Below are 13016 nucleotides of genomic sequence, written 5' to 3'. Positions count from 1 at the left end.
GGCACAACGGCCGGGCGAAGGCAGCGTGTTCACCGGCGGCCCTTGATCAGTTCGAGTGCCTCGGCCCGCGAGGTCGCCGACGTCTGCAGCAACCCTCGCACCGCCGACGTCGTCGTGCGGGCACCGGGCTTGCGGATCCCGCGCATCGCCATGCACAGGTGCTCGGCCTCCATCACCACGATCACCCCGCGCGGCTCCAGCTTGCGCACCAGCGCGTCGGCGACCTGCGAGGTCAGCCGCTCCTGCACCTGCGGGCGTTTGGCGTAGAGATCGACCAGCCTGGCCAATTTGGACAGTCCGGTCACTTTCCCATGAGCATTCGGAATATAACCGATATGCGCTACACCATGGAATGACAGAAGATGATGTTCACAGGTCGAAAACATCGGGATGTCGGTGACGAGGACGAGTTCCTCGTGCGCCTCGTCGAAGGTCCGGTCGAGGACCGAGTCGGGATCGGCGTAGAGACCGGCGAACATCTCGTGATAGGCGCGGGCGACCCGGGCGGGCGTGTCGAGCAGACCGTCCCGGTCCGGGTCCTCACCGCAGGCGAGCAGCAGCTCGCGAACCGCCTTCTCCGCCCGGTCCTGATCGAAGACCGGGCGGCCGGCGTCACTGCTTCTTGTCGTCTCGTCCATCCGCGTCACGACGGTGCTGCCCCTCGTCCTGCTGCTGACCACCGGCCGGGTCGGCGAACCAGCCGTGCTCGCGCGCGCGGTCGTCGGCGGCAGGGCGCCAGGGCTGGGCGGGCTGGCCGCCCGGCGAGGTCGCCGGTGTCCAGCCCGGAGGAGCCCCGTAGTTCGGTGGGCCGCCCGGCGCACCGGCCTGGCCACCGGGGTGGTAACCGCCTCCCGCCGGACCGCCCGGCTGCTGACCACCATATGCCTGGGGCCAGGAACCGGTGCCGTTCGGTCCGGCATTCGGGCGACCGCCGTTCGCGTAGCCACCGGGCGGCGGCGGGGCGTACGGGTTCGCGTTCGGGTCCGGCGTGACCGGGTACGGCGGCGGCGCGGGCAGCTCGCCGACGGCACCGGAACCACCGCCGACCGGGGTCGGCTCCGGCTGCGGCGCGGGCTTGGGCTCCTTCTCCGGCGGCGGCCACGGCTCGCCGCGCTCCATCGCCAGCTCGCCGGGGGTCTTGATCGGCGGCTTGTCCGACGGGGTCCGCTCACCGAACTCGTTGAACACGGTGATGTGCGGGCGCTTCTCGACGGTGGCGAAGATCCGCTCGAGATCCTTGCGCTGCAAGGTTTCCTTCTCGAGCAGCTCGATGACGAGGTCGTCGAGCACGTCGCGGTAGGTGTTGAGCACGTGCCACGCCTCGGTGTGCGCGGTCTCGATGAGCTTGCGCACCTCCTCGTCGATCTCGTGCGCGACCTCGAGCGAGTAGTCCGCCTGCCGCCCCGCCGACCGGCCGAGGAACGGGTCGCCCTGCTCCTGGCCGTACTTGACCGCGCCGAGGCGGGCGCTCATGCCGTACTCGGTGACCATCGCGCGGGCGATCTTGGTCGCCTGCTCGATGTCGGACGAGGCGCCGGTGGTGGGCTCGTGGAACACGAGCTCCTCGGCGGTGCGGCCACCCATCGCGAAGACCAGCCGTCCGATCATCTCGGAGCGGGTCATCAGCTCCTTGTCGTCCTCGGGGACGAGCAGGGCGTGCCCGCCGGTGCGGCCGCGCGGCAGGATCGTCAGCTTGTACACCGGTTCGATGTCCGGCATCGCCCACGCGGCGAGCGCGTGCCCGCCCTCGTGGTAGGCGGTGATCTTCTTCTCCTTCTCGGAGATGATCCGGCTCTTGCGCGCGGGGCCGCCGACGACGCGGTCGACCGACTCCTCCAGCGCGGCGTCGGTGATCACGTGCCCGTTCTGCCGGGCGGTGAGCAGCGCGGCCTCGTTGATCACGTTGGCCAGGTCGGCGCCGGACATGCCGACCGTGCGCTTGGCCAGCGCGTCGAGGTCGGTGCCCTGGGCGATCGGCTTGCCCTTCGAGTGCACGGAGAGGATCGCGCGGCGGCCGCGCAGGTCCGGCGCGGACACCGGGATCTGCCGGTCGAACCGGCCGGGACGCAGCAGCGCCGGGTCGAGGATGTCGGGCCGGTTGGTGGCCGCGATCAGGATGATGCCGCCGCGGGCGTCGAAGCCGTCCATCTCGACGAGCAGCTGGTTCAGGGTCTGCTCGCGCTCGTCGTGCCCACCGCCGAGGCCGGCGCCACGCTGGCGGCCGACGGCGTCGATCTCGTCGACGAAGATGATGCACGGCGCGTTCTGCTTGGCCTGCTCGAACAGGTCGCGGACACGCGAGGCACCGACACCGACGAACATCTCGACGAAGTCCGAACCGGAGATCGTGTAGAACGGCACACCCGCCTCGCCGGCGACGGCGCGCGCGAGCAGCGTCTTACCGGTACCGGGCGGCCCGTAGAGCAGCACGCCCTTCGGGATCTTCGCGCCGAGTGCCTGGTAACGCGCCGGGTTCTGCAGGAAGTCCTTGATCTCGTACAGCTCTTCGACGGCCTCGTCCGCGCCCGCGACGTCGCCGAAGGTGGTCTTCGGCATGTCCTTGTTGAGCTGCTTGGCCTTCGACTTGCCGAAGTTGAGGACGCGGTTCCCGCCGCCCTGGGCGTTGTTCATCATCCACATCAGCAGCCCGAGCACGAGCGCGAGCGGGATGGCGAAGATCAGCAGCTGGGTCAGGAAGCCCTGCTGGGTCACCTTGGTGGTGAACTTGATCGGCGCGTCACCGTTCTTCGCGGCGAGCAGTTTGCTGTAGATGTCGTAGGTCGCGTCCGAGGGGTACTGCGCGATGATCTGGTCGGTCTGCTGACCGTCGTAGTCGATCTTCTGCGTCAGCAGCAGCTTGACCTGCTGCTCCTTGTCCTCGAGATTCGCTTCCTTGATGTGGTTCTGGGTGATCTGCTGGTTCGCCACCGAGATGGGCACCTGGGTGTACCCACGATCGCTGTCGAAGATCGTGTTGTATGCGAACAACGCCAGCAACCCTGCGACGATCCACAGCAATGGGTTCCTGAGCACGCTCTTCCGGTTCATACGACTCGGCCCTGCTGGCCTCGACCCTCCCTGGTTGGGCGGCTCCTGTGATACCCGCCATGCGATCTTGACAGCCGTGGTGCCTGGACACCCGTCCCATCAGGGTACCGTCCGCCCGGGCGAACGACCCCTGTGAGCCTCCAGGTCAACGGTCCACGCCGCACCCGGGTTCCCTGGCGGGCAGGCTAGCGTGTGTCGACCGCCACGCTGGAGACCATCTCACCGAGGCGAGTCCGCAGTGTTTTCGGGTCCGCCGGAGCGACGGTCACCCACTCCCGCCCGTCGGTACCGGCCCGTGACAGGCTCAGATAACGCCCGGTAGCGGTGTCGAACCAGGCCAGCACCCTCGACCGCTGGCGCGCGCCGACGTGCGAGCGGCTGTTCGCTGCGAGCTGACCGCCGCACAGCCGGGGCTGGCCCGCCAGCTTGGCGTAGGCCTCGCGTGGATCGGCTGTGACGCGCTCGCTCAGTGATGTCCGTCTCGGTGCCTGCGCGCGTTCCCTCCGCTTGCCCTTTTCCGCCTCTTCCGCCGGGGCGGCGCTGACCGGGACCCGCATCGGCGCGGTGCGCAGCGCCTCGTCCAGCGGCAGCGTGATCGAGGCTTCGGAGCCGCGCCTGCCCGCGGGCAGCAGCTCGACGATGGTCGACACGAGCCCGTCGGCCGGGGCGTCCCGCAGCCAGATGCCGTCGGCGTCCTGGATGGCCACGACGCCCTTGCGGCCGTCGCCCGCGGCGAGCAGCCCGACGGTCGGCGCCTGGAACCGCGGGATGTGCAGGGCATCGATCGTCATCGGTGCGCGGGCGAGCAGGTGCAGCGCGTCCTCGACGTCCGGGTCGAGCCTGCCTCGCGAATCACGGAGACCGCGGGCCTTCAGCTCGTTGTCGACGCGGTGACGCAGCGAGACACGCTCGTCTTCGGTCGTGCCGTGGGACGGGACGCGCAGCGGATACGGCAGCTCACCGAGCTCGGCCGACTCCCACAGGAAGTCGAAGGTCAGCGCCGAAAAGAACTCCTGGAACCCCAACGTCACTCTCCACTATCGATCTCACGCACAGCGTAGCGCCGCCACCGCACAGCCAGAAACGCCTTCCACCCGGTGGCCGCCGGGCGTCAGAGCGAGGCGGCGGTGGCGTTCGCGGCCGAACTCAGCATCTCGCCGAGCCGGCGCCGCAGCGTCGCGGGGTCGGCGGGGGCGATGGTGATCCAGTCGCGGCCGTCACGACCGCGAGAAGCCTGCGTGAAGTACCGGCCGGTCTCGGTGTCGAACCAGCTCAGCACCGGAGTCCTGGTCCGGCCGCCGAGGCGGCCGCGCGCGTTGGCGCCGATCTGGCCGCCGCGCAGCCGGGGCTGGGCGTGCAGCCTGGCGAGCGCCTTGCGATCCTCGTCGACGCTCGCGCGGCCGTCGGCGTCGACGTGGTTTCCGCGCCGCTGCAGGAAATCCGCCCCGGAGTTGCCGATGAGCTGCTCCAGCGGCACGGTGATCGACTTCTCGCTGCCGCGCTGCGCGCCCGGCAGCAACGAGATGATCGCGCTGGCCAGGCCGTCTGCCGGGATCGGCTGCAGGTGCAGGCCGCGGCCGTCCTGCACGGCGAGCAGGCCCTGTCCGCCGAGCATGCCGGCGACCGCGAGCAGTGGTTCGCCGTTCGGGTCGAGCAGCTGGACGATGTCGAGGCTCAGGTCCGGCGAGGCGAGTACGCCGAAGTAGTCCTCGAGGTGGGGCTCCGGGCGACCGCGGTGATCGGCGAGCCCACGCCGGGCGAGTGCGTCCAGCGTCTGACGCCGCAGCGCGGCACGTTCGTCGAGGGTCGCCCCGTGGGAACGCGCGCGCAACGGGTAGGGCAGCTCGCCCACGGCGGCGGACTCCCACAGGAAGTCCAGTTCGAGCGGCGTGAGCAGCTCCGCGGCCGGCATCGACCAGCCCCTCCCAGGATTCGGGGCGGGCGCGCGGTTTCCCGCGCGCCCGCTCGGCCTCAGCGGTCGTCTTCGTCCGACCACGCGCCGATGACCGGCGGCGGGGTCGCTTCGTTGGCACCGAAGGTGTCGTCGGGGTCGGGCTCGATGAGGAACGAGGCGTGCGTGTGCTCCTCGTCCTGCTCGGCGTGCGCACCGTGCGCGCCGCCCATGCCCCCCATACCGCCCATCGGGTTCATCCCCGGCGGCGTGGCCTGCCCGCCGATGGTGCCCGCCGACGAGACGACGCCCTGCTGCGGAGCGCCGGCCGAGGCCGCGCTCTGCCCGGCACCCTGGTTTTCGGCCGCCGCGGCGGAAGTGTCCGATTCGGACTTCGCGCCGGACTTGCTGCCCTGGCTCAGCGCCCGGCCACCGGCGAGGCCGAGACCGCCGCCGAGCGCGCCGAGTCCCAGAGCCTGGCCGACGCCGCTGCCCGTGCTGCCGCCTGTCGGCACCGCGGGCGTCGCGGGCGCTGCCGGAGCACCACCCACCCCGACCCCGGCGCCACTGGCCAGCGCGTTGCCGCCGGTGTAGCCGGAAGTCGCGAACGTCCCGGAGTCCGGCACGTGCCCAGCAGGCCCGCCCTGCCCGCCGGAACCGCCGGCGGCGTGGCTGCCGAAGGACGTGCCGCTACCGCTGATGCCGTGCCCGACCGTGGTGGCGTTGATCCCGCCGACGTTGCCGAAGCCGCCGACCGAGTTGTGCGTCGCGGTCGGCTTCATGCCGAGCGATTCGGGGCCGAAGCTCGGGGTCGAGCTGTCCACCTCGCTCATCGCCTTGGTGTACTCGTTGAAGAACCGGACCTGGACGGCCTTGACGTCGCCGGCGGCGTCCGCGGGGCCCTTCTGGTCGACGACCAGCGCGGCGGGGCCACCGGCGAGCGCACCGGCCACACCCTGCGCCGGGTCGTGCTTCTGGCCCTTGGGCATGTTCTTCACTTTTTCGGCCGCGGAGGCCTGCTTGGCCAGCCTGTCCGCCATCGTGTGCGCGGCTTCCGACGCCTGCGAGCCCGAGTTCGCGATGGCGACCAGCGCGCCCTGTGCGGACGCGGCGCCCTCGCCGACCCACACCGCGCCCAGTTCGGAGATCGCGGCGTACAGATCGTTCGACGCCTGGCTCAGCTCACGACCGTGATGGCTCCAGGCGTGCCCGATCGCCACGGCCGTACCGGGCTCGTTGTCGTCGACCGCCATGCTGTGGAGCTTCTCGCTGTCCTGGCTCGCCCAGTTCGGCGGACTCCCGATCGCGCGGTCACCGCCGATCTCGAAGCCGTCCGAACGGCCGCGGGCGGCGTTGACGATGTCCTGCGACGCCGAGTTGTCGCCGAGCGGGACCTTCGACGTGGAAGACCCGGTGGACGACGAAGTGGGAACGGGCGAGGACGAGTCGCCGCCCAGGCCTTCACTGCTGTGCTTGGGTGCCATGACTACGGATTCCCCCTCAGGTGTCAGGCGTGACGGAACGGATCGGCGGCGGCCTGGTCGATCTCGTGGTACTTGGCCATCGCCAGCACGATGCCCTGCTCGGCGGCCTCGTACTGGCTCAGCAGATTCCGCAGGGCGGCAGCGTAGGAGTCGTTGCCGCCCTCGGCGCGCTGCTCGAACTTGGCCGCCATCGCCTGGCCGACCGGGTTGGCGCCGAGCTTCGGCTTTTCGGCGAGCCTGCCGGCGCCCGCGAGCAGTGCCTCGACCGCGTCCTTGCCGGTGCGGATCTTCTTCAGCACCGTCTGGGCCGCGTCGGGATCGATCCCCACCTGACCAGCCACCGCCGCTGCCTTGAACGCGTTCGCGTCAGCCAAGCTGCTGTTGCCCATCTGCCCTCTCTCCGTTCCCCCTGGCAGGCCGCCATCGACACCGTCGGCCCTGTGGCCTGGACTCTTTGCTTAGGTTAACCGACCAGATCGGCACCTATGACGCAATGGCGATGCTCAGGGTTCCGCATCACCGCCCGTGACCGCAAGCAGTTCCGCGAAGAAGGGGCAAGTCCTCGTTCACACGACGAGGTCAGGACGTGTAGACGTGTGGATCCAGCGTCCCGATGTAAGGAAGGTCGCGGTAACGCTCCGCATAGTCGAGGCCGTAGCCGACGACGAACTCGTTCGGGATGTCGAAGCCGATGTACTTGACCGGGACGTCGACCTTGACCGCCTCCGGCTTGCGCAGCAGCGAGACGACCTCGAGCGACGCCGGGTTGCGGCTCGCCAGGTTCTTCAGCAGCCACGACAGTGTCAGGCCCGAGTCGACGATGTCCTCGACGATCAGGACGTCGCGGCCCGCGATGTCGCGGTCGAGGTCCTTGAGGATGCGAACCACCCCCGAGGAGGAGGTCGACGAGCCGTACGACGAGACGGCCATGAACTCCAGCTGCGTCGGCAGCGGCAGCGCCCGCGCGAAGTCGGTCATGAACATCACGGCGCCCTTGAGCACCCCGACCAGCAGGAGTTCCCCGCTTCCGTTGGCCGGGTAGTCGGCGGCGATCTTGGCCGACAGTTCCGCGATCTTGTCCTTGATCTGCTGCTCGGTGACGAGCACGGAGGCGATCTCGCCTTCGTACACGGGTCATTCCCCTCGTGTGGTGGATTGAGGTTTCAGGCAGAGCCTGCCATGTGCCCGGCGTGCCTCCAAGTCGCCGGGTAGCCAAACGCCGCCCTGTCCGCGCCAGCGGCCGATCAGCGCGTCGACGGCCCGCAGATGCGCGTCGGTGAGTTCGCGGACCCCGCCGATCAGCAGCCACCTGCGCAGGACCCGCCGCCGGAGCGCGGGCGGCTCCGGGGCGAGAACGGTGACGTCGAGGCCGTCACCGGTGTCCGAACGGGACAGCAGCGCGTCGGCGAGTGTGTCCAACGCCTCGGTGTCTTCGCGCAGTTGCGCCGCGGTGCGGGCGAGCGCGGCGGCGACCCCGCCGTTGAGGACGTCCTCCAGCAACGGCAGGGCTTCGGTGCGCAGCCGGACGCGGGTGAACCGCGGGTCGGCGTTGTGCGGGTCGTGCCAGGGTTCGACGCCGAGCTCGGCACAGGCCCGCGCCGTGGTCGCCCGGGTGACGCCGAGCAGCGGCCGTCCCCACGGCGGATCGTGCGGGCGCATCCCGGCGACGGACCTCGGCCCCGAACCGCGGCCGAGGCCCAGCAGCACCGTCTCCGCCTGGTCGTCGAGGGTGTGGCCGAGCAGGACGAGCGCGTCGGCGGGAATCGCGCGCCGCAGCGCGTCGTACCGGGCCCGGCGCGCGGCCGCCTCCGGACCACCGGGGCCGCTGACGGTCGCGGTGAGGATCTCGGCCTCGTCGGCGCCCAGTTCGCGGGCGACCGTGACGGCGTCCTCGGCGATCTTCGCCGAGTTCTCCTGCAGACCGTGATCGACCACGAGGGCGCGGACCCGCTGTCCCGTCCGATGCGCGGCGTGCGTGGTCGCTTCGAGCAGCGCGAGCGAGTCGGCACCGCCGGACACCGCGACGTCGACCCGTGCCGGAAGTGGCGTGGCGGCGAGGAAATCGCGGACGGCCAGCCGGACCTCCGCCACCGCCTGCCCGGGGCCGTTCACCCGTGCAGGCGCCGGACCCAGGCCGCGGGGTCGGTGATCTCGGCGCGGGTGGGCAGCGTGTTGGGGGACGTCCAGACGGCGTTGAACCCGGCCATCCCGACCTCGTCGACGACGTACCGGGTGAACTTCGCGCCCTCCTCGTACTGGCGGATCTTCGCGTCGATGCCCAGCAGTGCGCGCAGCAGCCGGTCGAACGGGCCGCCGCCCTTGCGCCGCGCGCTGAACCGCGAGCGGATCGTGTCGACGGACGGCACGACCCGCGGCCCGACGGCGTCCATCACGTAGTCCGCGTGGCCTTCGAGCAACGTCGACAACGCGAGCAGCCGGTCGAGCACGGCGCGTTCGGCCGGGGACTGCAGGAGATCGACGAGCCCGCCACCGAACCGGCCGCGCCCGGCCTGCTTGATCACGTCGGGCAGCTTGCCGACCAGATCGGACAGACCGTCGGCGTCCCGGCCCGCCAGGCCCGCGACGAGCCGCTCGACCTCGTCGGCGAAGTAGTCGCGCAGCCAGGGAACGGCGGTGAACTGCAGGCGGTGGGTGCACTCGTGCAGGCAGACCCAGAGCCGGAAGTCGTGCGCGGCCACGTCCATGGCGCGCTGCGCGGCGACGACGTTGGGGGCGACGAGCAGGAGCTGCCCCGTTTTTTCGGGACCGCCGAAGGGGTCGTACTGGCCGAGGACCCTGGAGGCGAGGAAAGCGAGCACCACCCCGGTCTGCACTCCGGCGCCGGACGCCAGGATCGGGCCGAGCGGACCACCCTGCGCCGCGGGCAGCGCGCGGCCGGTGAGCGCGTCGAGCCCGGACGCGGCGGAGCGGACCCAGCCCGGCCGGTCGACGACCTCGCCGGGCAGCAGCGGCAGGTCGAGCCCGAGCCCGGTCAGCTCGCGGACGTGCCCCTCGGCTTCCGCGGTCAGCTCGCGAAGGTCGGTGACGGCCGCCTCGGCCTCCTCGCGCGGCACCTGCGGGCCGCCACGCACCAGGAACGCGGCGGTCGAGGCGGCGAGGGACCAGTCGACGATCGGGCGACGGCGGGTCTCGGTTTCCTGACTCACCCTTTCGACGCTACCCGTCCGCGGCGGCTTTTCCGCCACGACTTCCGTACCGATCTCCTGCCGATCCGGTCACCTCCGGCGCCGGTGCCGGTGCTCGTGTGGGTGGTGCTCGTGTGGGTGGTGCTTGTGTGGGTGGTGCGGTCGGGGTGGGCGTTCCGGGCGGGATGGAGCAAGGGACCTTTGCTATCGCTTCCGGGGCGACCAGGGCATGCGGCGCGAAGCCGGGATGCTCGCGGCGTCGCGAACGACGCGTTGCGGACGCTGAACGTCTCGTACGCGTCGTTCGGGACGTTCAACGTCGCGAACGACGCGTTCGCGACATCCCCGCCCCCCACTTAACCTCCTACCGCATCCGGGCGACACCGGGCGCTCCGTTCGCGCCCCGGCACCCGAGTTGTCCACAATGGCGCCGCCCATCCACAGATTCGCCGAGCACCCGTTTCCGAGCCCCCAGAGGCGATACGCTGGTTGCAGGGGTGCCCCCGGGAGGGTGGGGGATGCTCTTTGCGGTACAGGGTGGGGGATGCTCTTCGCCGGTAAGGCCGGGGTCAGCGGCAGCCGCAGTTGCGGAGGGTGGCGGCGAGGACGTCGAGGGCGGCGCGGCCGGGCTTTTCGTCCGAGCCCTGGGACATCAACGCGAAAACCAGCACCCGGCCGTCGGCGTCGAGGACGTAACCCGCGAGCGTGTTGACCCCGGAGAGCGTGCCGGTCTTCGCCCGGATCCAGCCCTTGCCCGCCGACGAATCCGGCTTCCCGTACCGCTCGGCCAGCGTGCCGGAGCCGCCGGCGACGGGCAGGCCGGCCAGCAGGGGCCGCAGTTTCGCGGTGTCCGGGTTCTTCCCGTCCGGCTCGGCCGCGCGGGTGAGGATCTGGGCGAGCAGCCTGGCCGGGATCTTGTTCTGCACGGAAAGCCCGCTGTTGTCCGAAAGTTGCACGCCCGTGGTGTCGAAACCGTGCTCCTGCAACACCTTCAGCGTCGCCTCCGCCGCACCCGCGAAGGATGGCTCGGCCCCCTTCGCGATGGCCACCTGACGCGCGACAGCGTCCGCGAGGACGTTGTCGGACAGCTGGAGCAGGTCGTAGGTGAGGTCGGTCAGCGGCGCCGACTTGACCTCGCCGAGCACCTTCGCCCCGGCGGGCGCGGTCGCGGGCCCGCCGGCGTTCGCGCTCAGCTTCTGGGCGATGAGCTGGGTCAGCGCGGTGGCCGGATTCGCCGCGCGCATCGCGGAGTCGCTCTTGGGGTCCGTGCGCCCGCCGTCGGCCATCACCGGCGCGACCTGAGCGGCGAAGGTGGACGGCGCGTCCGACGGGTCCCAGCCGGGCGCGGTCGCCGGACCCTTGTACGCGTTCAGGTCGACCTGCACCTTCTTGACGTTGTTGCCCGCGACCTTCTTGACCTGCGCGACGAGATCGTCCACATGCGCCGCGCCGGGGTACAACGGCGAGTCGGTGCCGAGCGGCAACGTCGTCAGTGTCACGTCCCCACCCGCGACCAGGATCACCGTCCCCGGATCGGCGCCCTGCACGATCTTCGTGCTCAGCTGCTTCTCGTGGTCCAGCGCCAGCAGCGCCGCCGACACGGTGAGCACCTTCGTCGTCGAGGCCGGGGTCAGCAGCTGATCCGAGTTGCGGTCCCACAGGACAGTGCCGGTCACCGGGTCGATCACGCTGCCGGTCAGCTTGCCCAGCGCCGCGTTGCCCGACGGACCGGCGAGCGCGGACTTGACGCCTTCCGGTGTCGGCGCCGCGCCCGAGGTGTCCGGCCCGCGCAACGCGGCCTTCGCGACCGCCGGGTCGGGCATCTGTCCCTTCGGCGCGTTCGGCGCCCACGGCAGGCCGAGCTTGTTCGCGATGCTCGGCCGGGTCGCCGTGACCCCGGCCGCCACCAGCAGCACGACCACCACCAGCGCGCCGATCAGCAGCCCACGGCGGCGTTTACGCGGCGGCTCGGGCTCGGCCGGAGGCTCCTCGCGAGGCGGTTCCGGCGGCGTCGGAGCGGGCTGCTCCTGCGGTGCCTCGGCCCTGGACGTCGCCTCCGCCGGGTACTGGTCCCTGCCGGGCTCGATCCGCATCGGACGCGCCAGCGCACCGGACGACGCGGGCGGTGGCGCGGCACCACGGGGCGGTTCCGGCGGCAGGCCACGGAAGTACTCGGTGGCCTCGTTGTCGGCGGGCGGCTTCCGCACGTCGATGCGCTGCGCCCAGACCGTGTCCGCCTCGGACGCCGCCACCTCTCGCGGCGACGACGGTTGCTGTGGCTGCTCAGGCTTTTCGGCGCGCTGCTGCTCCGCACGCTCGATCGGGACCCATGGCGCCGCGGCGGGCCGCACCGGAAGCTGCTGCGTGCTCTCCTCCGGCTTCCGCTGCCCGGACTCCTGCCTTGACTGCGGCTCGGCTTCGGACGCGGGACCCAGCCGATCGGCGAGCCCCTGCGGACGGCGAGGCGCGGCCGGCGGTTGCGCGGCAGGCACGTCCAGCGGTTCCGGCGGCACCACGGGCCGGAACCACGAACCGGGCCCGTCGTCCGGTGTGACATTCGTCTGCCGCGGTGTGACGTTGGGCACGGGAAGTGCGTCCGTGACGGCGGAATCGGGTTTCGGGAGCGGCAACCGAGCGGTCGCGCCACCGTCGCCGGAAGACCCGTCCTCATCAGCGGAAGGCCACTTCGGCTCGTCGTTTTGCGGCACGCACACACTCCTCACGCGACTGCCCCGGCCGGGTCGAGCACCCCGGACCGCGCGGCCGACATCCGTGCGGCCGCCCCTGGCGGGCGTAGTCCACACTAGTGAGGTCAAAAGTGTCAGCACGGTGGCCGCCCGACGCGTGGGTGGCCGAGAGCGGAAACAGCGAGGACCGGCGTGGAGTTCGACGTCACGATCGAGATCCCCAAGGGGGAGCGCAACAAGTACGAGGTCGACCACAAGACCGGCCGCATCAAGCTGGACCGGACCCTGTTCACGGCGACCCAGTACCCGGCCGACTACGGCTTCATCGACGACACGCTCGGCCAGGACGGTGACCCGCTGGACGTGCTCGTCCTGGTGCAGGAGCCGACCTTCCCCGGCTGCCTGATCCGCTGCCGCGCGATCGGCATGTTCCGGATGACCGACGAGAAGGGCCCGGACGACAAGGTCCTCGCGGTCCCGACCAACGACCCGCGCCTGGAGCACCTGCGCGACATCCACCACCTCAACGAGTTCCACAAGCTGGAGATCCAGCACTTCTTCGAGGTGTACAAGGACCTGGAGCCCGGCAAGAGTGTCGAGGGCTCGTCCTGGGTCGGCCGTTCCGAGGCCGAAGCCGAGATCGAGCGCTCCCTCGGCCGCGAGCGCGACCGCCTCGCCAAGGAAGAGGCGAACGGCGGCTCCGCCCACTAGTCCCGAAATGCCGTCAAGGCCACCTTATGGGCGTCGGACGCCCATAAGG

11 protein-coding genes are annotated in these 13016 nt (G+C 71.0%); 1 reads left to right on the top strand and 10 read right to left on the bottom strand.

Annotation, left to right across the window (positions count from 1 at the left end; translation table 11 throughout):
* Positions 1-29: 29 nt before the first annotated feature.
* The 10 genes from folE to dacB all read right to left on the bottom strand — a co-directional run bounded on the left by folE (position 30) and on the right by dacB (position 12277).
* Positions 30-638, bottom strand: coding sequence for a GTP cyclohydrolase I FolE (gene folE, locus ACFW0G_RS31080; protein WP_378328991.1), 609 nt, complete (start codon positions 636-638; stop codon positions 30-32).
* A complete protein-coding gene (ftsH, locus tag ACFW0G_RS31075; RefSeq protein WP_378328990.1) occupies positions 613-3048 on the bottom strand; it encodes an ATP-dependent zinc metalloprotease FtsH in 2436 nt (811 codons plus the stop codon). Before ftsH ends, folE begins: the two co-directional genes overlap by 26 nt.
* 185 nt (positions 3049-3233) lie before the next feature.
* Positions 3234-4073, bottom strand: coding sequence for an ESX secretion-associated protein EspG (locus tag ACFW0G_RS31070; RefSeq protein WP_378329059.1), 840 nt, complete (start codon positions 4071-4073; stop codon positions 3234-3236).
* Positions 4074-4159: 86 nt separating this feature from the next.
* On the bottom strand, positions 4160-4960 hold the full coding sequence (locus tag ACFW0G_RS31065) for an ESX secretion-associated protein EspG (RefSeq protein ID WP_378328989.1): 801 nt from the start codon (positions 4958-4960) through the stop codon (positions 4160-4162).
* A gap of 59 nt (positions 4961-5019) precedes the next feature.
* A complete protein-coding gene (locus tag ACFW0G_RS31060) occupies positions 5020-6423 on the bottom strand; it encodes a hypothetical protein (RefSeq protein WP_378328988.1) in 1404 nt (467 codons plus the stop codon).
* Positions 6424-6446: 23 nt separating this feature from the next.
* Positions 6447-6812 carry a hypothetical protein gene (locus ACFW0G_RS31055; protein WP_378328987.1) on the bottom strand — a complete coding sequence of 122 codons (366 nt, stop codon included), beginning with the start codon at positions 6810-6812 and terminating at the stop codon, positions 6447-6449.
* 190 nt (positions 6813-7002) lie between these two features.
* The gene (gene hpt / locus ACFW0G_RS31050; RefSeq protein ID WP_345406546.1) at positions 7003-7554 is read right to left on the bottom strand and encodes a hypoxanthine phosphoribosyltransferase; all 552 of its coding nucleotides are present in this window, start codon (positions 7552-7554) and stop codon (positions 7003-7005) included.
* A gap of 3 nt (positions 7555-7557) precedes the next feature.
* Entirely contained in the window at positions 7558-8535 is a 978-nt protein-coding gene (tilS, locus tag ACFW0G_RS31045) for a tRNA lysidine(34) synthetase TilS (protein ID WP_378328986.1), read from the bottom strand.
* Positions 8532-9557: a zinc-dependent metalloprotease gene (locus ACFW0G_RS31040; protein WP_378329058.1), complete on the bottom strand. Its 1026-nt coding sequence runs from the start codon at positions 9555-9557 to the stop codon at positions 8532-8534. The genes tilS and ACFW0G_RS31040 overlap by 4 nt, the downstream gene beginning before the upstream one ends.
* Positions 9558-10138: 581 nt before the next feature.
* Positions 10139-12277, bottom strand: coding sequence for a D-alanyl-D-alanine carboxypeptidase/D-alanyl-D-alanine-endopeptidase (gene dacB, locus ACFW0G_RS31035; RefSeq protein WP_378328985.1), 2139 nt, complete (start codon positions 12275-12277; stop codon positions 10139-10141).
* 171 nt (positions 12278-12448) lie between these two features.
* Between dacB and ACFW0G_RS31030 the strand changes: the two genes are divergently transcribed.
* Positions 12449-12967 carry an inorganic diphosphatase gene (locus ACFW0G_RS31030; protein ID WP_378328984.1) on the top strand — a complete coding sequence of 173 codons (519 nt, stop codon included), beginning with the start codon at positions 12449-12451 and terminating at the stop codon, positions 12965-12967.
* Positions 12968-13016: the final 49 nt, after the last annotated feature.

Origin of the sequence: Amycolatopsis sp. NPDC058986, from assembly GCF_042741125.1 — a bacterium.
Taxonomy (GTDB): domain Bacteria; phylum Actinomycetota; class Actinomycetes; order Mycobacteriales; family Pseudonocardiaceae; genus Amycolatopsis.
This window is presented reverse-complemented; position numbering and strand designations above follow the sequence as displayed.